Annotated in this window: 20 protein-coding genes and 1 tRNA gene; 10 read left to right on the top strand and 11 right to left on the bottom strand. The window is 62.2% G+C overall.

From position 1 onward, the window contains the following. Window positions 1-62: 62 nt before the first annotated feature. Together JOE27_RS23415 and JOE27_RS23410 are read left to right on the top strand one after the other, a co-directional pair. Window positions 63-1,289, top strand: a complete 1,227-nt coding sequence (locus JOE27_RS23415; protein ID WP_204920359.1) for an OprD family porin — start codon at window positions 63-65, stop codon at window positions 1,287-1,289. A gap of 76 nt (window positions 1,290-1,365) precedes the next feature. Continuing rightward, window positions 1,366-2,271 carry a DUF1932 domain-containing protein gene (locus JOE27_RS23410; protein WP_115272884.1) on the top strand — a complete coding sequence of 302 codons (906 nt, stop codon included), beginning with the start codon at window positions 1,366-1,368 and terminating at the stop codon, window positions 2,269-2,271. A gap of 49 nt (window positions 2,272-2,320) precedes the next feature. Here the strand turns inward: JOE27_RS23410 and JOE27_RS23405 are convergent. After that, window positions 2,321-2,410: transfer RNA gene (locus JOE27_RS23405), tRNA-Ser, on the bottom strand. Window positions 2,411-2,700: 290 nt separating this feature from the next. On the opposite strand from JOE27_RS23405, the gene JOE27_RS23400 reads away from it, so the two are divergent. From JOE27_RS23400 to JOE27_RS23390, 3 genes are all read left to right on the top strand, one after another. Next, entirely contained in the window at window positions 2,701-3,390 is a 690-nt protein-coding gene (locus tag JOE27_RS23400; RefSeq protein WP_046786608.1) for a crotonase/enoyl-CoA hydratase family protein, read from the top strand. Window positions 3,391-3,507: 117 nt separating this feature from the next. After that, complete coding sequence (locus JOE27_RS23395; RefSeq protein WP_046786609.1) at window positions 3,508-4,227, top strand: lysophospholipid acyltransferase family protein; 720 nt, start codon at window positions 3,508-3,510, stop codon at window positions 4,225-4,227. Window positions 4,228-4,290: 63 nt separating this feature from the next. Then, a complete protein-coding gene (locus JOE27_RS23390) occupies window positions 4,291-5,262 on the top strand; it encodes a magnesium and cobalt transport protein CorA (RefSeq protein WP_012313364.1) in 972 nt (323 codons plus the stop codon). Window positions 5,263-5,294: 32 nt separating this feature from the next. Here JOE27_RS23390 and JOE27_RS23385 read toward each other — a convergent pair whose 3' ends face one another. Beyond that, window positions 5,295-6,029: an amidotransferase gene (locus JOE27_RS23385; RefSeq protein WP_012313363.1), complete on the bottom strand. Its 735-nt coding sequence runs from the start codon at window positions 6,027-6,029 to the stop codon at window positions 5,295-5,297. Between the two features lie 526 nt (window positions 6,030-6,555). Here JOE27_RS23385 and JOE27_RS23380 point away from each other — a divergent pair. Then, window positions 6,556-7,356: a cytochrome c gene (locus JOE27_RS23380; protein WP_115275442.1), complete on the top strand. Its 801-nt coding sequence runs from the start codon at window positions 6,556-6,558 to the stop codon at window positions 7,354-7,356. 58 nt (window positions 7,357-7,414) lie between these two features. On the opposite strand, the gene JOE27_RS23375 is transcribed toward JOE27_RS23380, so the two are convergent. The 4 genes from JOE27_RS23375 to JOE27_RS23360 all read right to left on the bottom strand — a co-directional run bounded on the left by JOE27_RS23375 (window position 7,415) and on the right by JOE27_RS23360 (window position 10,742). After that, the gene (locus JOE27_RS23375; RefSeq protein WP_115272886.1) at window positions 7,415-7,747 is read right to left on the bottom strand and encodes a ribonuclease E inhibitor RraB; all 333 of its coding nucleotides are present in this window, start codon (window positions 7,745-7,747) and stop codon (window positions 7,415-7,417) included. 175 nt (window positions 7,748-7,922) lie between these two features. Continuing rightward, a complete protein-coding gene (locus tag JOE27_RS23370; RefSeq protein ID WP_115272887.1) occupies window positions 7,923-8,159 on the bottom strand; it encodes a hypothetical protein in 237 nt (78 codons plus the stop codon). Window positions 8,160-8,326: 167 nt separating this feature from the next. Then, entirely contained in the window at window positions 8,327-10,399 is a 2,073-nt protein-coding gene (locus JOE27_RS23365; RefSeq protein ID WP_115272888.1) for an LTA synthase family protein, read from the bottom strand. Between the two features lie 148 nt (window positions 10,400-10,547). Further along, window positions 10,548-10,742 (bottom strand): PLD nuclease N-terminal domain-containing protein, encoded by a 195-nt coding sequence (locus JOE27_RS23360; protein ID WP_204920357.1) that lies wholly within the window; start codon window positions 10,740-10,742, stop codon window positions 10,548-10,550. Between the two features lie 126 nt (window positions 10,743-10,868). On the opposite strand from JOE27_RS23360, the gene JOE27_RS23355 reads away from it, so the two are divergent. Next, window positions 10,869-11,807, top strand: coding sequence for a ZIP family metal transporter (locus JOE27_RS23355; protein ID WP_161871668.1), 939 nt, complete (start codon window positions 10,869-10,871; stop codon window positions 11,805-11,807). A 2,280-nt stretch (window positions 11,808-14,087) separates the two neighbouring features. Here the strand turns inward: JOE27_RS23355 and JOE27_RS23350 are convergent. Beyond that, complete coding sequence (locus tag JOE27_RS23350) at window positions 14,088-14,618, bottom strand: hypothetical protein (RefSeq protein WP_204920355.1); 531 nt, start codon at window positions 14,616-14,618, stop codon at window positions 14,088-14,090. Between the two features lie 59 nt (window positions 14,619-14,677). Beyond that, complete coding sequence (locus tag JOE27_RS23345) at window positions 14,678-15,202, bottom strand: ankyrin repeat domain-containing protein (protein ID WP_039604157.1); 525 nt, start codon at window positions 15,200-15,202, stop codon at window positions 14,678-14,680. A 268-nt stretch (window positions 15,203-15,470) separates the two neighbouring features. Here JOE27_RS23345 and JOE27_RS23340 point away from each other — a divergent pair, with 268 nt between their 5' ends. Next, complete coding sequence (locus JOE27_RS23340; RefSeq protein WP_012313353.1) at window positions 15,471-15,743, top strand: DUF3509 domain-containing protein; 273 nt, start codon at window positions 15,471-15,473, stop codon at window positions 15,741-15,743. A gap of 117 nt (window positions 15,744-15,860) precedes the next feature. Here the strand turns inward: JOE27_RS23340 and JOE27_RS23335 are convergent, their stop codons facing one another. The 3 genes from JOE27_RS23335 to aroC form a co-directional block, all read right to left on the bottom strand. Beyond that, on the bottom strand, window positions 15,861-16,397 hold the full coding sequence (locus JOE27_RS23335; RefSeq protein WP_174142632.1) for an oxidase: 537 nt from the start codon (window positions 16,395-16,397) through the stop codon (window positions 15,861-15,863). Further along, on the bottom strand, window positions 16,397-17,554 hold the full coding sequence (locus JOE27_RS23330) for an MFS transporter (protein WP_204920656.1): 1,158 nt from the start codon (window positions 17,552-17,554) through the stop codon (window positions 16,397-16,399). The genes JOE27_RS23335 and JOE27_RS23330 overlap by 1 nt, the downstream gene beginning before the upstream one ends. Before the next feature lie 146 nt (window positions 17,555-17,700). Next, entirely contained in the window at window positions 17,701-18,792 is a 1,092-nt protein-coding gene (aroC, locus tag JOE27_RS23325; RefSeq protein WP_046786616.1) for a chorismate synthase, read from the bottom strand. Between the two features lie 141 nt (window positions 18,793-18,933). On the opposite strand from aroC, the gene JOE27_RS23320 reads away from it, so the two are divergent. Together JOE27_RS23320 and JOE27_RS23315 are read left to right on the top strand one after the other, a co-directional pair. Further along, window positions 18,934-19,896, top strand: a complete 963-nt coding sequence (locus tag JOE27_RS23320) for an alpha/beta fold hydrolase (RefSeq protein WP_115272895.1) — start codon at window positions 18,934-18,936, stop codon at window positions 19,894-19,896. An 81-nt stretch (window positions 19,897-19,977) separates the two neighbouring features. Continuing rightward, a complete protein-coding gene (locus tag JOE27_RS23315; RefSeq protein ID WP_174142633.1) occupies window positions 19,978-20,766 on the top strand; it encodes a hypothetical protein in 789 nt (262 codons plus the stop codon). The last annotated feature ends 11 nt before the right edge of the window (window positions 20,767-20,777 follow it).

Genomic DNA, 20,777 nt, shown 5'->3' with positions numbered 1-20,777 from the left:
TGCTTGACCTCCACGGCCCTGCCGACAGGGCCGAGGATTGCTGCGCCCTGGAGAAAACAATAATGAATTCCAAACTGCGCTACGCCGTAACGCTGGCGGGGATGACGTGTGTCACACCCCTGCTGGCCGCCAGCTTTATCGAAGACAGCAAGGTACGCCTGGATATCCGCAATTTCTATTACAACGCAGACTTTCGCGACGGTACGGGTGTATCAAAGCGGGAAGAATGGGCACAGGGATTTCTGCTCAACTATGAATCTGGATTTACCCAAGGAGATATCGGCGTTGGCCTGGATGCATTGGGCTATCTCGGCGTCCGTCTCGACTCCAGTGCAGATCGGACGGGAAGCGGGCTTCTGCCAACTACTGCATCGGGAGAGGCGGTTGAAGAGTACTCCAAGGGCGGTTTAGCAGCGAAAGTCAAAGTATCGAGGACTGAACTGCGCTACGGCATCGCGCTCCCCAAGGTACCGGTTTTGCAATTCAATGGTAGCCGGCTTTTCCCGCAGTCCTTCCAAGGGACGCAGATCAGTTCCAGCGAAATTGACGGGCTGACCGTCAACCTGGCCCAATTCAACCGCACAACCAGCCCCGACTCCACCGACCAACAACACATCATGCTGGCGGCAAAAAACGGCCGTTACTCAACCGCCGGCGTGGGTGATCACTTCCGGTACGCTGGCGCGAGCTACAAACCCGACCCAACACTGACGTTCAGTTACTACCACGGTGGCCTCGAGGACGTTTACGCGCAGCACTTTCTCGGCGCGACCCAGCGCCGAAAGCTTGGCCGTGGGTGGCTCGAGTTGGACCTGCGGGCTTTCTTCAGCCATGAAGCAGGCAATGCCAAGGCCGGTCGTGTTGACAACGAGGCTTACACCGCCCTGGTCAGTTACACACTCGACAATGGCCTCAGCATGCTTGCCACCTATCAGCATATGGAAGGTGACACTGGCTTCCCCTACATCAATAACCCGTATTTGCCCAACTACGTTCAATACCACGACTTCGCAGAAGCAGGTGAGCGCAGTTGGCAGTTGCGCTACGGCTATGACTTCAGTCACCTGGGTGTGCACGGGCTGAGCTTTTATACCAGCTACATCCAGGGGGCACATCTGGACAAGCGAGGCGGCGGCGGCGAGTGGGAGCGCGACGTGGATGTGACCTACGAGATTCCACACTTCAAAGGCCTTTCGATTCGCTGGCGTAACGCCCTTTACCGAAGCGATATCAACCGTGGCATCGACGAGAACCGCTTGATCCTCAACTACTCGCTTGCATTCAAGTAAACAGCCTCTTTCTCTCCTGAAACGTTGCGAACAGAACGTTGCCGTTTTTCAGGCAACCGATTACGAGGAGCCCGTGATGTACATCAAAACGCTAGGGTTGATTGGTTTTGGCGAGGCCGGTGCGATACTCGCCCAAGATATCGCCCGCCAGGGTGTCCATGTGCAGGTATACGACAAGCTTCAGCAAGATGAAGCTTGTCGCGGCGCCCTGTTGACAAAGGCACAGGCATGTGGAGTCAGGCTTTGTGCTTCGGCTATCGATGCCAGTGACGGCGCCGACCTGGTCATGTCTGCAGTGACCGCCGGTGCCGCCCTTGAGGTCGCCCTGCACCTCATGCCACAGCTCAGGTCCGGGCAAGTTTTCATGGATCTGAATTCTGTGGCGCCAGCAACAAAAAAAGCAGCGCACCAAGCCGCAACGCACCATGGTGTGGACTATGTCGATGCGGCAGTCATGGCACCGCTGCCGCCACAGCGCTTGAAAACCCCCATGCTATTGGGCGGCCCTCGGGCACTTGAACTCGAAACTGCGCTAAAGGGGCTCGGCTTGAAGGTTCAAACCGTAGCAAACACCATTGGTGTGGCGTCTTCCATCAAGATGTGCCGCAGCATAATGATCAAAGGGCTTGAAGCGTTGACAACAGAATGCATGGCCACTGCGCGGCAATATGGCGCCGAGGATTTCGTACTCGCTTCACTGCATGAAAGCTTTCCTGGCTCAGGCTGGGACGGAACACTTGCGCACTATCTCATCAGCCGGGTCGCCGAACATGGCTTCAGACGCGCAGAAGAGATGGAGGAAGTAGCGCGAACGGTATCTGACGTTGGCGTGGATGCGCATATGAGCTTGGCGACTGCCGCAACACAGCGCGCGTTTGCACAAGCAATCCGTAACGCAGGGCTTGTATATGCCGACCTTCTGCCTTTTGACTGGGCTCAGGTAGTCGATCAATTACAGGCCACGCCCACCAAGCGCCCGTAAAAAACAAAAAGCCCCCAAACCTTTCAGCTTGGGGGCTCTTCGTAGAATGTGGCGGTGAAGAAGGGATTTGAACCCTTGATACGATTTCTCGTATACACACTTTCCAGGCGTGCTCCTTCGACCACTCGGACACTTCACCGTTTTCTCTTCAAGCCATTCAGCCTGTCGAGGCGCGCTAATTTAGTAGAAGACCTTTTCTTTGGCAAGCATTTTTTTCAGTTTTTTCATGCATTTAAGCCAGGCCACCGAAAAGCCGAGGCTGCCAAGGCAAAGCCGCCAATCTCGCCAGCGCTTTTACCGCACCCGGCCGCCCTGCCCTGATTGCGCAAGGCATGAGGGCCAGTCGCTGACTGGCTGGTCAGCCTTGCTGCTTTACCTGGCCCGCGGCGCTGGGTAACGTCATCGCCACGCCACCTAAAGGACTCTGTCATGAGCGAGCTGATTACCTACCACGCCGAAGACGGCATCGCCACCCTGACCCTGAACAACGGCAAGGTCAACGCCATCTCGCCGGATGTCATCACTGCCTTCAACGCCGCCCTGGACCGCGCCAAGGAAGACCGCGCCGTGGTGATCATCACCGGCCAGCCGGGCATCCTGTCCGGCGGCTATGACCTTAAAGTGATGACCGCAGGCCCCAAGGAAGCCATCAGCCTGGTCACCGCCGGCTCCACCCTGGCCCGGCGCCTGCTCTCTCACCCGTTCCCGGTGATTGTCGCCTGCCCCGGCAACGCCGTGGCCAAGGGCGCCTTCCTGTTGTTGTCCGCCGACTACCGCATCGGTGTCGAGGGGCCTTACAAGATCTGCCTGAACGAAGTGCAGATCGGCATGACCATGCACCACGCCGGCATCGAGCTGGCCCGCGACCGCCTGAGCCGCGCAGCATTCCAGCGCTCGGTGAACAATGCCGAAATCTTCGACCCACATGGCGCGATGCAAGCGGGCTTCCTCGACAAGGTGGTGCCGGCCGAGCAGTTGCTCGACACCGCGCTGGCCGCTGCGCGTGAATTGAAGAAGCTGAACATGCTGGCGCACAAGAACACCAAGCTGAAGGTGCGCAAGGGCCTGCTCGATGCCCTGGATGAGGCAATCGCGCTGGACCAGAACCCGATCGGTTGACCCTGCAGGCCCTCTGGCCGGTACGCCGCCCGGAGGGCCATTACGGCGAACCCAAGGTTTGCCCAACCCAGTGCACAGCCGTACACTGCACCGCGACTGTCTGGTGTGAGTCGTACCATGCTTTACTGCCTTCGCATGCTCCTGCTGGCGCTGCACTTCCTGCTGGTCGGGGTTTTAGGCCTGCTGATCGGCCTGCTGCGCCCCTTCAACCGCGACAACAGCCGCATCTTCGCCCGCTTATACAGCCTGCCGGCCACCTGGCTGCTGCGCATCAAGGTCAAGGCCGAAGTCGGCCCGCTGTGGGACCAGCCACCCGGCTGCGTGATCATTGCCAACCACCAGTCCAACTTCGACCTGTTCATCCTCGGCCACGTGGTGCCCCGGCGCACGGTCGCCATCGGCAAGAAAAGCCTCGGCTGGATACCGCTGTTCGGGCAGTTGTTCTGGCTGGGCGGCAATGTACTGGTGGACCGCAAGAACGCTTACCAGGCGCGCAAGGCCATGCAGGTGACCACGCGCATCCTGCGTGACGACACTTCTATCTGGATTTTCCCGGAAGGCACGCGCAACCCCGCAGACCAATTGCTGGCGTTCAAGAAAGGCGCCTTCCACATGGCCCTCGAGGCGGGCGTACCGATAGTGCCGGTGTGCGTCAGCCGTTATGCGCGGCGCCTGGGCCTGAACAGCTGGCGACGCCGCACAGTGATCGTGCGCTCACTGCCGCCGATCGCTACTGAAGGGCTGACCCAGCAGGACATCCCGGCCTTGATCGAGCAGTGCCGCGGGCAGATGCAGCAGTGCATCGACCACATGGAAGGCGAGCTGGCCAAACGCTAGGTTGCCCTCAAGGCCCATACGGCCCAAGCTGTAACCCGTGTGCAACCGGACAAGTGGATAACCATGGGTCGAGTCGTGGCATCGGCGGTATACAGCGCCGGCAGAAAAGTCACCAACATCAGCATCGACGAGGGCAGCGAGTGGGCGCGCAAGCCTGGGCATTTCGTCTGGATCGGCCTGGAAGAGCCCAATGCCGAAGAACTGGCCAACCTGCAGTGCCAGTTCAACCTGCACGAGCTGGCCATTGAAGACGCACTGGAGAAACACAGCCGGCCCAAGCTCGAGACCTTCGGCGACGCGCTGTTCATCGTCACCTATTCGCCCGTGCGCCATGAGGGCAAGCTGGAGTTCATCGAAACCCACATCTTCGCCGGCAACGGCTACATCATTACCTGCCGCAATGGCCACTCCAAATCCTATGCCCTGGTGCGCCAACGCTGCGAGGCGCGCCCCTTGCTGTTGGAGCACGGCGAAGATTTCGTGCTTTACGCACTGCTGGACTTCGTCACCGAAAACTACCAACCGGTCAGCGAAGCCATCCATGGCGAGATCGAGGAGCTGGAGCAAAGCGTGCTTACCGGCTCGTTGCTCGAAGACGACATTCGCCGCCTGCACAGCCTGCGCCGCGACATACTGCGCCTGCGCCGCTATGTGGCACCGATGGTGGAGATAAGCGAGGAACTGCAGCGCCTGAGTTTCCCGTTCATCGACAAGAACATGCGCCCCTACTTTCGCGACGTGCAGATCCACGTGACGCGGCAGATGGAAGACTTGGTCGGGATCCGCGACATCGCCAGCCAGACCATCGAGATCGGCATGCTGCTGGAGTCACGGCGGCAAAGCATCGTGCAGCGCAAGTTCGCAGCGTGGGCGGCGATTCTGGCTTTCCCCACGGCGATTGCCGGGATCTACGGGATGAACTTCCAGAACATGCCGGAGCTTGGCTGGCATTACGGGTATTTCGGGGTACTGGCGGTGATCGGGCTGGGATGCACCGGGCTGTTCGCCAGTTTCAAGCGCTCCGGCTGGCTTTAGCGTGTCGGGGCTGCTGTTGCAGCCCCTGTGGCTCAGGCAGCGCTGTCGCTGGCCTTGGCTGGCTGCTGGATGAAGCGCATCATCCACTCACCGACCAGGTCGCCCTGGTGTTCAGTGGCCAGGCTAGCCACTGCCTTGTGGTAAACCTCATCCCCCAGGTATTCCTGACGCGCATCCAACAAGGCCCGCGAATAGTCGTGGACAAACTCCGGATGCCCCTGGAAGCACAGCACCTGATCGCGAATGTGATACGCCGCATTCGGGCAGAAATCGCTCGACGCTATCACCGTGGCACCTTCAGGCAGCTCGGTCACCTGGTCCTGGTGGCTGATCAGCAGGGTCAGCTCGGAAACCTCAGGGTCCATCCATGGCGCATGCGCCGCCAGCGAGTAGCGATGGATGCCAACGCCCCACCCCTTGTCGGCCCGCTCGGCCTTGCCACCCAGGGTTAACGCCAGCAACTGATGGCCGAAGCACACACCCAGCAGCTTTTCGCCGCGCTGGTAAAGCTTGAGCAAATACGCCTTGAGGGTCTGGATCCATGGATCGGTACCGAACGAGTCCGCCTTGCTGCCTGTCACAAGGTAGGCATCGAAACGTTCATCGTCGGCGGGGTAATCGCCGTTCATCACGTTGTACACACGAAACTCGGCTGCGATCGGCTGCCGCGAGAAGAGCTGCTCGAACATCCTGCCGTAGCCCTGATACTGCGCGGTCAACTCCGGTCGCAGGACATCGGTCTCAAGGATGCAGATGCGTAACGACATAGGGATAGTCCTGAACGACATGGGTGGGAATCAGCTGTAGAGACTGCCGTGAAAGGCACGTACAAGCAAGTAGGCTGCACTGACGAACGGTCACATTTTGTCGGGTAGGCGCTGGGTGTTGCGCCACTGTCTAGCTAGAGCGTGCCAGATGGCTGGCTTTTTGCCTCATATCATCAAGCCACCGATTATCAGCTTTAATAGAACAAAGGGTTCTTAAACATGGATGACGTTCACCCTACTGTTGGTTGTATATCGATACAAAGAGGTAAGTGGTAAGGCGTGCAGGCACGCTGCGGTGATCGACCCGAAGTGCGACAGGGAAGCCAACGGGTATTCAGGAATAACAACAAGAAGGCGGTCCGCCATGTTCAGACAATCGAAACTTCGCCAAGCTGGGCTCATTTTATTCGCCACGACGTTGCTGTTGATCTTGCCGAACCTGACACGTTTGTTCGGATGACGATGGCAGTGGCCTCAAGGGGCAACGCACAGGTAACCTGCCGGCCATGACGGTCGGAGAATGCTCATGCGCCTAGGTTTTGCCCTGCTAGCCCTTCTTCTGAGCCTGCCCCTTTCGGCGGCCCAACTGCACCTGGAACTCGACGGCTCGTCGCGCACTCTGGACAGCGCCGATTTGCTGCGCATGCCGCAAGCACGCGAAATAAACATCGAACAGGACGTGTCCTATAAACGGCCCATGCGTTACCGCGCGGTGCCGCTGGCCACGCTGTTGCAAGGCATAAAGGCAGATGACCACCTGCAGGCCGTGGCGCTGGACGGTTTCGCTGCCGAAATGCCGGCTGCGCCTTTGCTGCAGGAGGGCCCGGCGCGCGCCTGGCTGGCCATCGAGGACCCCGCCGCGCCGTGGCCGGCATTGGGTAACGGCAAGCCGAGCGCCGGGCCGTTCTACCTGGTGTGGACCGCCCCGCAGGCAAGCGGCATCCGCCCCGAGCAATGGCCGTTCCAGATTGCCACCATCCGCCGCCTGGCGGCGGTGGAACAACGCTTCCCGGCGCTGCTACCTGACCCGAAGCTGCCGGCCGAAGGCCCGGTGCGCCAGGGCTTTGCCCTGTTCCAGCAGAACTGCCTGGCCTGTCACCGGCTCAACGGTGCGGGGGATGCCCAGTTCGGCCCGGACCTGAACATGCCGCACAACCCGACCGAGTATTTCCAGCCGGGGTTCCTGCGCCAGTACATTCGTGACCCGCAAAGCCTGAGGCAGTGGCCACAGGCGCGGATGCCGGGGTTTGCCGAAAGTGTTTTGAGTGAAGAAGAACTGGATGCCTTGCTGGCTTACCTGGGGCATATGGCCAAGCGTAGGCCTTGAAGGCCAATCGCCGGCTGGCCGGCGATTGGATCGGGCCGCAAGGCAGCCCCAGCGGGTTTCAGGCTGTCGGCCGTTCCTGCTTGACGCCCCACCCCTCTACCTCGCCGCCATAGGGTGACACGACCTGCTCGAAGGCCTCTTCGAAGTCCCCGATACCACCATAGGTGGCATACATGATCTTGCTCAGTTCCAGGTGCCACACACCATCATCCCGTTCTCGCACCTGAGCATTGAGAGACTCACCGCGAAACTGCCCGGCCGCGCGTCGCGCGCCGGCTTCATCTGGAAATACCGCGTAGAACTCGATGGGGTGGATACGGGTGAAGTCGAAACCGCCAGCTTTCATCTGACGCAGGACATTGCTGCTGATATCGTCGTTCTGGCTGCTCATGAATCGTCCTCCTGAATAAAGCAATGGATAGACTTTCCGTGCACTACGCACCTGCCGGCATTGCCGTGCAGTTCGAGCTGATGCAAGACGCGAATTGACAGGTGCAGCCCCGCAGAACAGGCCAACACCTCCCACTAGCGTAGTGCCTTGCGCGGCACCACGCCAACCGTGCGGGTCAGGAAGATTCCTGGATACGGGTGATGACTACGCCGTTCTGCTCCTTGAGCCAACGTGCCGTGGGGGATAGGGCACGGTCCTGGAAGTCGTTGAGGTCCAGCTCATCCATGACCGGGAAAAGATGCGAACGAATGGCCTTGGCCGCCTCTTCCTCGCTGGGGCACAGTTCACCGTGCATCAGCAGCGTGGTTGGCTCGCCTTTCTGGTCGGCAAAGATGACTTCCCACTCTTTCATTGAATAGCCCTCTCAAGCAGAGAACACCGGGGGTGATGCCTGTTAATGCTTGACCGTGGGCCGGGCGATTTGTTCAGTCAGTTGCAGCCACTGGTGACCGCAGGCCGGCGCCATCTTGTGGGAGCCGGCTTGCCGGCGATGGGCCGCAAAGCGGCCCTGCTTGCCAGTTACTTCGGTGTACCGTGCACCACACCGGCCGTGTTGTCGAGCAGGCTCTTGGTCGCGGTCTGGATATACGCTTCGAGCTGCTTGAGCATTTGCGGCTGGTCGGGGCTTTCGATCAGCTCGGCCTTGAACTCGCTGCCCAGCTGGTAGCGGTACAGGCGCGGGGTCATGTCCTTGGACTCGATGAGGATGCGGTCACCCTGCACCAGGCCAACGATCTGCTCGCTGCCCGACGGCTTGATCATACCGATGCCCTGGTCGCCCTCAGGCAGGTTGAGCAGGTCGCGGCCCCAGCACTGGTGCCGTGCCTGGCCACCCAGGCGGCCCATGATGGTCGGCACGATGTCGACCTGGGTGCCCACGGTGTGGTTGAGCGCACCGAACTTCTCCTGGATGCCCGGCGCGATCAGCAGCAGCGGCACGTTGAAGCGGCCCAGGTCCAGTTCGGTGACCTGCTGGTGGTTGCCAAAACCATGGTCGCCAACGATGACGAACAGGGTGTCCTTGAAGTACGGCTCCTTGCGCGCCTTCTCGAAGAACTGGCCCAGCGCCCAGTCGGAGTAGCGCATGGCGGTCAGGTGCTCGTCCAGGCGGCCCTGGCCTGTGACCTTCTCGACCGGCAGGTCCTTGGGCAAGGCATACGGGGTGTGGTTGGACAGCGTCTGCAGCAGCGCGTAGATCGGCTTCTTGCCATCGTGCTTGGCCAGCTCCTCGTTGCCACGGTCGAACATGTCCTGGTCGGAAACGCCCCAGGTTGGGTCGGAGAACACCGGGTCGACGAAGTCGTTGCGGCCGATGAAGGTGGTCATGCCCTGGTTGCCGAAGAAACCGGACTGGTTGTCCCAGGCGAAATCACCGTTGTAGACGTACACGTCGTCGTAGTCACGGGCGCTCAACAGCGCCGGCAAGCCCGACAGCTTGTGGCCGCCTTCCGGGGTCTGCATCAGGTATTCGAAGCCCGGCAGGTTCGGGAAGCAGGCCATGGTGGCGAACATGCCCTGGTGGGTATGGGTACCGTTGGAGAAGAAGCGGTCGAACAACAGCCCCTCCTTGGCCAGCTTGTCGAAGTACGGGGTGATGTTGTTCGGGCTGCCCAGGGCGCCTACCGAATGGCCCGCGAAGCTCTCCATGAGGATCACCACGACGTTCTTGACCGGCAAGGTACCTTCGGCCGGCGGCACGAAGTCACGGCGCACGGCGGCCTCATCGGCATCGACCAGCGTGTCGTAAGGGGTCAGGAGATGTTCACGCACGGTCTGCGTGGCCAGGTTCTGCTCCAGCACCGGCTTCCAGATGTTGGCGCGGTCCTCGCCGAAACGGCTCTTGGCAGCGTCGATCAGCGTCAGGGTACCGTTGAGGCCCAGCTGGTTGACGAAGTTGGAATCAGTGGTGAAGGCATCGCCCCAGCGCATGGGCGGGCCCTGGCGCAGGGTGCCACGGGCGGCAACCACAGCCACCAGCAGGATCACCATGAACACGGCCAGGCGGTGGTACCACGGCGCAACACTGCGCTGCACGGTAACGCCATTGCCACCTACACCACGGGTCAGGCGGTCGATGCCCTTGAACAGCAGGCTCAGCAGCCAGGTGCCGAACAGCCAGGCCAGCAGGTAGCGGACCACCGGGAAGCCGTACCAGAGCATGCTCATCACGGTCTTCGGGTCTTCCTTGATGTACTGGAAGACCAGGCCGTTGAGGCGCTGGTGGAACTCGCGGTAGAAGTCCAGCTCCATCAGGCCGAGGAACATCACCACGCTCGCGGTGATGGTCAGCCAGAAGCGGAACAGGCCGCGCCGGGCCATGGCCCATGGGCTCAGCGTTGCCAGCAGCAACGGGATGCTCAGGTACACCACCACGCGCAGGTCGAAGCGCAAACCGTTGAACAAGCCTTCGGCAACGGTGGAATAAGGGGTGTCGCCGATCATGTCACTGTTGTAGACCAGCAGCGCGAGGCGCACCAGGCTGAGCATCAGCATGATCACCAGGGCACTGAGCAGCGTATAGGCCAAGTGCGATTTCAAGGTCGGCGAGAAGGCTCGCGCGCCCTGTTGCTTCAAGGCATCCGTGTTAGCCATGAATGGGAAGGTCCTAGGATTGCGTGTTTGCGGGATGGCGCCGGCGCTAGACCAACGCAGCATTGTGCGGGTGCGGATTCTGTTTAAACCAATGTGAAAATTTTGTCACGGGGCTGTTGCTGGTTTTGTCTGCGCCAGCAAAATGCCCCTATCCAAGCCGCACATTGCCCCTGGGACCGGCAATGACCCAGATCACCAGGCCGATCACCGGCAGCAGGGCGATCAGCAGTATCCACAGCACCTTGACCCCCACCTCCCGGCCGCTCTTGATCACATTGAGGATTGCCCAGATATCCAGCGCCAGAATGATCAGGCCAACCAGCCCGTTGAACGTCGAACCCATGGCAAAACCCCCGTTGACAGTCAGTGTGGCTGAGCATAATCAGCTATCAGGTCGATAGAAGGGAATCCTTGGCCTGCCCTGCTGGTCACTGGGTAGACTGCAAGCATTCACAGATCCGAGGTTCGCATGCCCCCAGCCCAGACTCAAACCCCCGCCTCGCCCTCGTTGTTGAGTGCCTGGCGCCAGCAGGCAGCCAATACCCCGTGGCTCAGCGCGGGGCTGGGCGTGAGCCTGCTGGCGGTCATCGTGCTACTGGCGGCGAGTTTCTGGAACGCCGTCAACGGCGAGCATGCCGACAGCCTGCACCTGGCGCTGCTCGGTGGCCTGTCCGGCTTCGGCGCCACGGCCTTGGGCGCGGTACTGGCCGTGGTGCTGCGCGATGTCAGCGCACGCAGCCAGGACGTGATGCTCGGTTTTGCGGCCGGCATGATGCTGGCTGCCAGCTCGTTTTCGTTGATATTGCCGGGCCTTGAAGCTGCCCGCGAAATTACCGGCAACGGCCCGGCCGCCGCCTTTACCGTGGTGCTGGGCATGGGCCTGGGTGTGCTGCTGATGCTCGGGCTCGACCGCTTCACCCCGCACGAACACGAAAGCACAGGCCCCTGCGGCCCCGATGCCGAGCGCATCAGCCGGGTGTGGCTGTTCGTGCTGGCGATCACCCTGCACAACCTGCCCGAGGGCATGGCCATTGGCGTGAGCTTTGCCAATGGCGACATGAATGTCGGCCTGCCGCTGACCAGCGCCATCGCCATTCAGGACATACCCGAAGGCCTGGCCGTAGCGCTGGCCTTGCGCGCAACCGGGTTGTCCAACTTCAAGGCCGCGCTGGTAGCGATTGGCTCGGGCCTGATGGAGCCGTTGGGCGCGGTGATCGGGTTGGGGATTTCCACCGGCTTTGCCCTCGCCTACCCCATCAGCATGGGGCTGGCGGCGGGGGCGATGCTGTTCGTGGTGTCCCACGAGGTGATACCCGAAACCCACCGCAATGGGCACCAGACGGCAGCGACGCTGGGGGTGATGGGCGGGTTTGCGGTGATGATGTTTCTGGATACTGCGCTGGGTTGAAACGACTTACCGACGCCGCTGTTGTAGGAGCGGCCTCGTGTCGCGAAGGGGCTGCGCAGCAGACCCAGCAATTTGTGTTGCGCTGCTGAATCTTGGGGCCGCTTTGCGGCCCTTCGCGACACAAGGCCGCTCCTACGGGCGTGTGAGCTGCCTTGAGCGCTTTCAGTGCCATTATCACCTGGCTTTGTTCAGCGCGGCCATCTGCACCTTGCTGCAGGTAGGAGCGGCCTCGTGTCGCGAAAGGGCTGCGCAGCAGACCCAGCAATTTGTGTTGCGCTGCTGAATCTTGGGGCCGCTTTGCGGCCCTTCGCGACACAAGGCCGCTCCTACGGGCGTGTGAGCTGCCTTGAGCGCTTTCAGTGCCATTATCACCTGGCTTTGTTCAATGCGGCCAGCTGCACCTTGCTGCAGGTAGGAGCGGCCTCGTGTCGCGAAAGGGCTGCGCAGCAGACCCAGCAATTTGTGTTGCGCTGCTGAATCTTGGGGCCGCTTTGCGGCCCATTCGCGACACAAGGCCGCTCCTACAGGCGTGTGAGCTGCCTTGAGCGCTTTCAGTGCCATTACCACCTGGCTTTGTTCAGCGCGGCCATCTGCACCTTGCTGCAGGTAGGAGCGGCCTCGTGTCGCGAAAGGGCTGCGCAGCAGACCCAGCAATTTGTGTTGCGCTGCTGAATCTTGGGGCCGCTTTGCGGCCCTTTCGCGACACAAGGTGATCCTACAGGCGTGTGAGCTGCCTTGAGCGCTTTCAGTGCCATTACCACCTGGCTTTGTTCAATGCGGCCATCTGCACCTTGCTGCAGGTAGGAGCGGCCTCGTGTCGCGAAAGGGCTGCGCAGCAGACCCAGCAATTTGTGTTGCGCTGCTGAATCTTGGGGCCGCTTTGCGGCCCTTCGCGACACAAGGCCGCTCCTACAGGCGTGTGAGCTGCCTTGAGCGCTTTCAGTACCATTATCACCTGGCTTTGTTCAGCGCGGCCAGCTGCACCTTGCTGCAGGTAGGAGCGGCCTCGTGTCGCGAAAGGGCTGCGCAGCAGACCCAGCAATTTGTGTTGCGCTGCTGAATCTTGGGGCCGCTTTGCGGCCCTTCGCGACACAAGGCCGCTCCTACAGGCGTGTGAGCTGCCTTGAGCGCTTTCAGTGCCATTATCACCTGGCTTTGTTCAGCGCGGCCATCTGCACCTTGCTGCAGGTAGGAGCGGCCTCGTGTCGCGAAAGGGCTGCGCAGCAGACCCAGCAATTTGTGTTGCGCTGCTGAATCTTGGGGCCGCTTTGCAGCCCTTCGCGACACAAGGCCGCTCCTACAGGCGTGTGAGCTGCCTTGAGCGCTTTCAGTGCCATTACCACCTGGCTTTGTTCAGCGCGGCCATCTGCACCTTGCTGCAGGTAGGAGCGGCCTCGTGTCGCGAAAGGGCTGCGCAGCAGACCCAGCAATTTGTGTTGCGCTGCTGAATCTTGGGGCCGCTTTGCGGCCCTTCGCGACACAAGGCCGCTCCTACGGGCGTGTGAGCTGCCTTGAGCGCTTTCAGTGCCATTACCACCTGGCTTTGTTCAATGCGGCCATCTGCACCTTGCTGCAGGTAGGAGCGGCCTCGTGTCGCGAAAGGGCTGCGCAGCAGAGCCAGCAATTTGTATTGCGCTGCTGAATCTTGGGGCCGCTTTGCGGCCCTTCGCGACACAAGGCCGCTCCTACGGGCGTGTGAGCTGCCTTGAGCGCTTTCAGTGCCATTATCACCTGGCTTTGTTCAGCGCGGCCATCTGCACCTTGCTGCAGGTAGGAGCGGCCTCGTGTCGCGAAAGGGCTGCGCAGCAGACCCAGCAATTTGTGTTGCGCTGCTGAATCTTGGGGCCGCTTTGCGGCCCATTCGCGACACAAGGCCGCTCCTACAGGCGTGTGAGCTGCCTTGAGCGCTTTCAGTGCCATTACCACCTGGCTTTGTTCAATGCGGCCATCTGCACCTTGCTGCAGGTAGGAGCGGCCTCGTGTCGCGAAGGGGCTGCGCAGCAGACCCAGCAATTTGTGTTGCGCTGCTGAATCTTGGGGCCGCTTTGCGGCCCTTCGCGACACAAGGCCGCTCCTACAGGCGTGTGAGCTGCCTTGAGCGCTTTCAGTGCCATTACCACCTGGCTTTGTTCAGCGCGGCCATCTGCACCTTGCTGCAGGTAGGAGCGGCCTCGTGTCGCGAAAGGGCTGCGCAGCAGACCCAGCAATTTGTGTTGCGCTGCTGAATCTTGGGGCCGCTTTGCGGCCCTTTCGCGACACAAGGCCGCTCCTACAGCCGATTCAGCTGTGAACGGCCACCTTGAGCGCCTCTAAGGCCGGCTCTACCTTGATACGCAGTTCAGCACCCAGCTCCAGCACACGCGCCAGGTCGTTTTTGCCAACCATCACCACCTGCAACTCATCATCGAGCAACTGGCTGAAGTTGAGCAGCACATAACCACCGGCCTCTTTGTTCAGCGCGGCCATCTGCACCTGGATGCGGTTGAGCGCCGTCAATGGCTCGGTACGCGCCAGCTGCTTGGGCTTGAGGGTGAACGGCACGCTCTTGTCGAACGAATCGCTGATGTGCTGGAACAGCTCCTGATAGCTGTCGGCCTGGAACACCACGGTGTCCGGCAGGCTGCCAAGCACCACCCACTCGCCCAGCGGGATCGGGAAGCTGTCGTCGTAGTTGATGTCCGGGTTGGCGGCGAGGAAGGCGGCGGGGTCGGCGTAGGCCTGTGCGGCCTCGTCGGCGATGCGCTCGATGTCTTCATCGCACATGCAGCCGGCGCCGATGAGGCTGATGAATTCGAGCAACTGGTTTTTCATGAAGGGGGCCTGCGACGGGTGAAAAGTCGCCAAGGATAGCCGCAAATGCCCCCAGGCAGTTAGCCGGCCAGCGCCTGCAGGCGCGCTGCGGTATCGGCTGCGCCCATGGTGTGCGCCGCCATCAGCGCGGTGGCGCCACGCGCATCCTGGCGCGCCGGGTCGGCGCCTTGGGCCAGCAGGTAGTCGAGAATCTCTACGCGGTTAAACATCGCCGCCAGCATCAGTGCAGTACGCCCGTCCTGCGCAGCGGCGTCGACCGGCACGCCGTTTTCCAGCAACAGCCGGATCATCGCCAGGTCACCCTTGAACGCCGCACCCGCGATCGGAAGCTGGCCGTTGTCGTTGGCAACAAGCGGGTCGGCACCCTGGCTCAGCAATACGCGGACCGCATCATGGTGGCCATGGTAGCTGGCCAGCATCAGCAGCGTGTCACCTTTGTGGTTGCGCAGATTGGCTGGCAAGCCGCTGACCAGAAGGCGCTCGAGCATCTCGGCATCCCCCTGGCGGGCACACTCAAAGACCTGCTCGGCAAATGCCGCGGTCTCGTCATCGGTCATGGCGGCGGGGGCTTGTTGTTCAGACATCTGGAACCTCCTGGCAGAAAAGATTGCCCAAGTGTTTGTCAGGCAAGCCCAGCACGTCAAAGGTTCAGAATCTATAGCGCCGATAGCCACCGGCCGGCTCGTGCAAAATGCACTGTGCAAAATGCACGACCATGCAGCCTGCACGGCACCACCCTTCCGCAAGCAACATTAAGCCATTGAAAATAAAGGCTTTTTAACAGAATCGAGTTCTGGCACGCTCACTGCAACTATCAACTCACGTCTGCCCACACATCAGTCAGGAGTTGATATGGACCTCATTCAGGAAAAGTTCGTCTCGGTGTTCTCGGCCTACCAGGTCACCACCCAGCCTCGCCCCGATGGCGGCATCCTGCTGACGCTGCGTGCCACCGATGGCAGGGTTACCCGCCGTGTGCTGACCTACGGGCAACTGCACAGCGCCGAACAGCTGTCCTGGGCGATCAGCGCGATTCGCCGCGACCTGGCCGAGCAAGCCAGTGAACTGCCGGTGATCTCGATGCTGCAGAGCCAGCAACGCTTCGCGCTGCCGACCTACCGTTGAGTTTTGTCTGCACCGGCCGCTTCGCGGGTAAACCTGCGCCCACAGGTACTGCATTGCCCTTAGGGATGGCGGGGTACCTGTAGGCTCAGGCTTGCCCGCGAGGGGCCGGAGCGGACACTAGAACTCGTCGATCCCAGCGTACGCACGCGCCGTATCGTCCCCGGTAAAGCGCGGCTGCATACCCTGCTCATTGGCATAGAGTCGCAGCGCCAGGCAGAACGGGTTGTCCCCCAGCTCCACCCAGCGCCGGCACCCTGCCGGAATCACCAGCTGGTCGCCTTTCTCACACACCAGCGCATACACATAGTCACCCAGGCGAAGCCCGACCTGGGCGCGACCTGTGACCACAGCAAACACTTCATCAACGTCATGCACATGCTCATCACGCAGGTCGACCTGTGCCGGGTCGGCACCGTCGCGGTTGAGCACACTGAATGCTGCGCAGCCTTGGGCAGTCATCAACCGGTCAAGGTGTTCGCGGCAGGCGCTCATGACCTCATCCTGGCTGCTGCCTGGCCGTATGCGCAGCGCCAGCGCAGCGTGGTGAAAACGCACGCCCTGCTCTGCCAGCGTTGCGGTGATGTCGTCGTGGTGGGTCAGTACCTTGTTCGGCAAGGCCGGGCTGGACGGGTGGAATACACAGAGGATGCTCATCAGCGGCAGGTCCTGGTCGATTTCAAACGAGTGGCAATGATAACGGCTGCCGCGAGCGCTGCGGCGCTGGCCATACCAAAGGTGAAGGTGGGGCCCAGCAGCTTCCAGCTGTAGCCCGAATACAACGCCCCCAGCGCACCGCCGGTGCCCGACAGCGCCGCATACAATGCCTGGCCCTGGCCTTGCTGACGGGCGCCGAAACTGGCCTGGACGAACGCGATGGAGGCAGCATGAAAGCAGCCGAACGTGGCGGCATGCAGCACCTGGGCGAAGATCAGCACGCCCGGCTCGCCCGCCAGGTTGCCCAGCAGCAGCCAGCGCAGGGCGGCCAGCAGGAAGCTGGCCAGCAGCACCTGCTGCACGCTGAAGCGCGTGAAGATGCGGCTCATGGCCATGAAGATCAGCACTTCGGCCACCACCCCCAGCGCCCACAGCAGGCCGATGGCGCCGCGGCTGTAGCCCAGGTGCTCCAGGTGCAACGTGAGGAAGGTGTAGTAAGGCCCGTGGCTGAGCTGCATCAAGGCCACGCACAGGTAGAAGCCAACCACCCCAGGCGCCCGCAACTGGCGCAGAAAGCCGCCCGCGTCGCGCCGCTCGCCCTGCTCCACCGGCTGGGCATTGGGCACCCACAGGCTGGCCGCGACGATGCCCGCCATGATGGTCACCAGGGCGACCGGGTAGATATCCAGGCTCAGCCATTCGAACAACCGCCCAAGGCCGACCACGGTCAGGATGAAACCGATCGAACCCCACAGGCGCACCTGGCTGTAGCGCGCCGTCTGCCCATGCAGGTGGGCCAGGGTGATGACCTCGAACTGCGGCAGTACCGCGTGCCAGAAGAACGCGTGCAGGGCCATTACCAGCGCCAGCCAGGCGTAGCTCTTGCCGAAGAAGATCAGCGAAAAGGTGGCCAGGGTACACAGCGCGCCTAGGCGCACGATCAGCAGCCGCTGGCCGCTGCGGTCACCCAGCCAGCCCCACAGGTTGGGGGCGATGCAGCGCATCAGCATGGGGATGGCTACCAGCTCGCCAATACGCGCCGGGGGGAAGCCGAGGTGGTCGAAGTAAAGGGCCAGGAACGGGGCCGTCGAACCCAGCAGAGCGAAGTAGAAAAGGTAGAAGCTGGACAGGCGCCAGTAGGGGATTGGGTTCATCAGAGCTCAGCCAGAATGGGGTATTGCCTGTACCGGCCCTATCGCCGGCAAGCCGGCTCCTACACTGCACCTGTGGAGCCGGTTCAAGCCGGCGCCCATGCTGCCCGTGTGGGAGCCGGCTTGCCGGCGATAGGGCCGGTACTGACGAATCAGAGCTGGCCCAGAACCGGCGTTGCGACCTTCACCTCGGCATTCTGCGCCCGGTGACGCAACAGGTGATCCATCAGCACGATAGCCATCATCGCTTCGGCGATCGGCGTGGCGCGAATGCCAACGCACGGGTCATGACGGCCCTTGGTGATGACATCGACCGGATTGCCGTCCACGTCGATGGAGCGGCCCGGCACGGTAATGCTCGAGGTCGGTTTGAGCGCCAGGTGGGCGACGATCGGCTGGCCAGAGCTGATACCGCCCAGGATCCCGCCCGCGTTATTGCTGAGGAAGCCTTCAGGGGTCAGCTCGTCGCGGTGCTCGGTACCGCGCTGGGCGATGCTGGCGAAGCCGGCACCGATTTCAACACCCTTGACCGCGTTGATGCTCATCAGCGCATGGGCCAGCTCCGCGTCCAGGCGGTCGAAGATCGGCTCACCCAACCCTGGCATCACGCCCTCGGCCACCACGGTGATCTTCGCCCCGACCGAGTCCTGGTCGCGGCGCAGCTGGTCCATGTAGGCCTCCAGCTCCGGCACCTTGGCCGGGTCGGGGCTGAAGAAGGCGTTGTCCTGCACCGAATCCCAGGTCTTGAAGGGGATTTCGATCGGCCCCAGCTGGCTCATGTAGCCGCGCACCTGGATGCCCTGGGTGGCCAGGTACTTCTTGGCGATGGCGCCGGCCGCCACGCGCATGGCGGTTTCGCGGGCCGAGCTGCGGCCACCGCCGCGGTAGTCGCGGATGCCGTACTTGTGGTGGTAGGTGTAGTCGGCGTGGGCCGGGCGGAACAGGTCCTTGATCGCCGAGTAGTCCTTGGACTTCTGGTCGGTGTTGCGGATCAGCAGGCCGATCGAGCAGCCGGTGGTACGGCCTTCGAACACACCGGAGAGGATTTCCACCTCGTCCGGTTCCTGGCGCTGGGTGGTGTGCCGGCTGGTGCCGGGCTTGCGCCGGTCGAGGTCGTGTTGCAGGTCGGCGAGGGAGATTTCCAGGCCCGGAGGGCAGCCATCGACAATGGCGACCAACGCCGGGCCATGGCTTTCGCCAGCGGTGGTGACAGTGAACAGCTTGCCGTAGGTATTGCCGGACATGGACGCTCCGCGAGTCTGCCTGAAGTGAACGAGGGGAGCAGTATACGGAAAATTTCACAAGGAATGCTTGCCCGCTCCGGGGGGCTGCAGAACCTTCCCATGAACATTGGGTCAAACGCTCATCTCCCCATGTAGTACCGCCTGATGCCGCGCTTCGTCGCTTTCTTCCTCCTGCTGTGCACCGGCCTTGCCCAGGCAGCCTCACCCACCGTCCTGCAACGCCCTATCGACCTGGACACCGGCCAGGGTGTGCTGCATGGCAGCCTGCTGTTGCCGCAACAGGCCACCCCGCCCCCTGTGGTGTTGATCATCGCCGGCTCCGGCCCTACCGACCGCGATGGCAACAACCCGGCCTCGGGGCGTATCGACAACCTCAAACGCCTGGCGCTGCTGCTGGCCAATGAGCGCATTGCCAGTGTGCGCTACGACAAGCGCGGCGTGGCCGCCAGCCTGCCGGCCACGCCCGATGAGCGCGACCTCAGTGTCGAGCGCTACGTCGCCGACGTGGTGGCCTGGAGCCGCAAGCTCAAGGCCGACCCGCGCTTCGGCCCGCTGATACTGGTCGGCCACAGCGAAGGGGCACTGATTGCCAGCCTGGCCGCCGAACAGGCCGGCGCCAGCGCCGTCATCACCCTGGCCGGCAGCGGCCGGCCCATCGCCGATGTGCTGCGCGAACAACTGGCGCAACGCATGCCGCCCGCGCAACTGGCCCGCAGCAGCGCCCTGCTCGACCGCCTGCAGGCCGGGCAGACCAGCCTGGATGTCCCCGCCCCCCTGCGCCAGGTATTCCGCCCCAGCGTGCAGCCCTACCTGATCTCACTGTTCCGGCAGGACCCGGCCAAGGCCTTCGCCCGCCTGCCGATGCCTGCGCTGATCATCCAGGGCCGCAACGACGTGCAGGTGGATGTGGCCGATGCCCAGCGCCTGAAGGCGGCCAAACCCGATGCCCAACTGGTACTGATCGACGGCATGAACCACATGCTGCGCATCAGCCCCAAGGCCATGAGCGAGCAGCGCGACAGCTACCTGAACCCTGAACTGCCGCTGGCCCGTGAGCTGGGTGAGCGGGTGGTGACGTTCATTCATCAGTTGCCCTCAGCCTGAGGAGATCGCCGCACAATGGCCTCAGGTCCTGGGCGATACGGCCGATAAGCTCGGTATTGGCTTGTATGTGAGAACGCCCTGATGACCGACGCCCCCGCCGCCGTAGAGCCGGCCGAAGAGCCGCAAGCCCCGGACAGCCCAGCGCTGCCCTGGGCTGACCTGGCAGTAGAACACTTTGAGTTGCTGCGCCTGGCGCCGCTGCCCACCGACCGCAACAGCGGCGCGCGGCCGCTGCGTTTCGTCGAGTTCGGCCATGCCGAGCGCCACGACAAGGCGCACAGCCTGCTGCGCATGGAAATCCGCCTGCCCGGGCAGAAGGTGCGCAAAGAGCAGAACCAGTTGGATGTGCGGGTTGACCACCTTGAGCGGCGGGTGAGCATCGGCAGCGACAGCGGCCTGCAGCTGGAGCCACTGAACCGCGGCCTGGGGCGTTTCATGCTGGCCCAGGCCGTGCAGTGGCTGCAGCGCAAATGGTCGCACTACCACATCGAAGGCATGGCGCTGCCGAACAAGGATGCCCTGAACGAAGACACGCGCCTGCGCCGTGACCGCTTCCTGAGCGCGACCGGCATCGAGGTGGAGTACGCCGACGGGCAGCACCTCAAAGGCCGCACGGTCGAAGCCACGGTGGGCCAGCTCAAGGGCGGCTGGAACAGTGAGAAGGTGCAGCGGGTGGCCATGCTCGAGGCGGCCGGGATGCTGCAGCAGGCCGAGCAGAACCTTCTGGAGAAGGAGGCGCAACTGCGCGAGCGCGATGAACGGGTGGCCAAGTACCAGCGCGAGGACAGCGGGCTGCGCTTTACCATTACCTGCCTGGTGGCGTTTGCGGTGTTCCAGGCTGGGTTGTTGATCTGGATTGCCACCCGCTAGAGCAAGTGGGC

The sequence above is a fragment of the Pseudomonas sp. M5 genome (assembly GCF_016907075.1).
Taxonomy (GTDB): Bacteria; Pseudomonadota; Gammaproteobacteria; order Pseudomonadales; family Pseudomonadaceae; genus Aquipseudomonas; species Aquipseudomonas putida_E.
The sequence above is the reverse complement of the archived record's forward strand: the minus strand, read 5'-3'. Positions and strand labels throughout refer to the sequence as shown.

Bases quoted from the DNA above. Each gene is read 5' to 3' on its own strand.
- JOE27_RS23345 (WP_039604157.1), bottom strand. From the start codon at position 15,202: ATGTCTGAACAACAAGCCCCCGCCGCCATGACCGATGACGAGACCGCG.
- JOE27_RS23390 (WP_012313364.1), top strand. From the start codon at position 4,291: ATGGGTCGAGTCGTGGCATCGGCGGTATACAGCGCCGGCAGAAAAGTC.
- JOE27_RS23350 (WP_204920355.1), bottom strand. From the start codon at position 14,618: ATGAAAAACCAGTTGCTCGAATTCATCAGCCTCATCGGCGCCGGCTGC.
- JOE27_RS23385 (WP_012313363.1), bottom strand. From the start codon at position 6,029: ATGTCGTTACGCATCTGCATCCTTGAGACCGATGTCCTGCGACCGGAG.
- JOE27_RS23315 (WP_174142633.1), top strand. From the start codon at position 19,978: ATGACCGACGCCCCCGCCGCCGTAGAGCCGGCCGAAGAGCCGCAAGCC.
- JOE27_RS23360 (WP_204920357.1), bottom strand. From the start codon at position 10,742: ATGGGTTCGACGTTCAACGGGCTGGTTGGCCTGATCATTCTGGCGCTG.
- JOE27_RS23340 (WP_012313353.1), top strand. From the start codon at position 15,471: ATGGACCTCATTCAGGAAAAGTTCGTCTCGGTGTTCTCGGCCTACCAG.
- JOE27_RS23355 (WP_161871668.1), top strand. From the start codon at position 10,869: ATGCCCCCAGCCCAGACTCAAACCCCCGCCTCGCCCTCGTTGTTGAGT.
- JOE27_RS23395 (WP_046786609.1), top strand. From the start codon at position 3,508: ATGCTTTACTGCCTTCGCATGCTCCTGCTGGCGCTGCACTTCCTGCTG.
- JOE27_RS23380 (WP_115275442.1), top strand. From the start codon at position 6,556: ATGCGCCTAGGTTTTGCCCTGCTAGCCCTTCTTCTGAGCCTGCCCCTT.
- JOE27_RS23415 (WP_204920359.1), top strand. From the start codon at position 63: ATGAATTCCAAACTGCGCTACGCCGTAACGCTGGCGGGGATGACGTGT.
- JOE27_RS23335 (WP_174142632.1), bottom strand. From the start codon at position 16,397: ATGAGCATCCTCTGTGTATTCCACCCGTCCAGCCCGGCCTTGCCGAAC.
- aroC (WP_046786616.1), bottom strand. From the start codon at position 18,792: ATGTCCGGCAATACCTACGGCAAGCTGTTCACTGTCACCACCGCTGGC.
- JOE27_RS23365 (WP_115272888.1), bottom strand. From the start codon at position 10,399: ATGGCTAACACGGATGCCTTGAAGCAACAGGGCGCGCGAGCCTTCTCG.
- JOE27_RS23370 (WP_115272887.1), bottom strand. From the start codon at position 8,159: ATGAAAGAGTGGGAAGTCATCTTTGCCGACCAGAAAGGCGAGCCAACC.
- JOE27_RS23400 (WP_046786608.1), top strand. From the start codon at position 2,701: ATGAGCGAGCTGATTACCTACCACGCCGAAGACGGCATCGCCACCCTG.
- JOE27_RS23410 (WP_115272884.1), top strand. From the start codon at position 1,366: ATGTACATCAAAACGCTAGGGTTGATTGGTTTTGGCGAGGCCGGTGCG.
- JOE27_RS23375 (WP_115272886.1), bottom strand. From the start codon at position 7,747: ATGAGCAGCCAGAACGACGATATCAGCAGCAATGTCCTGCGTCAGATG.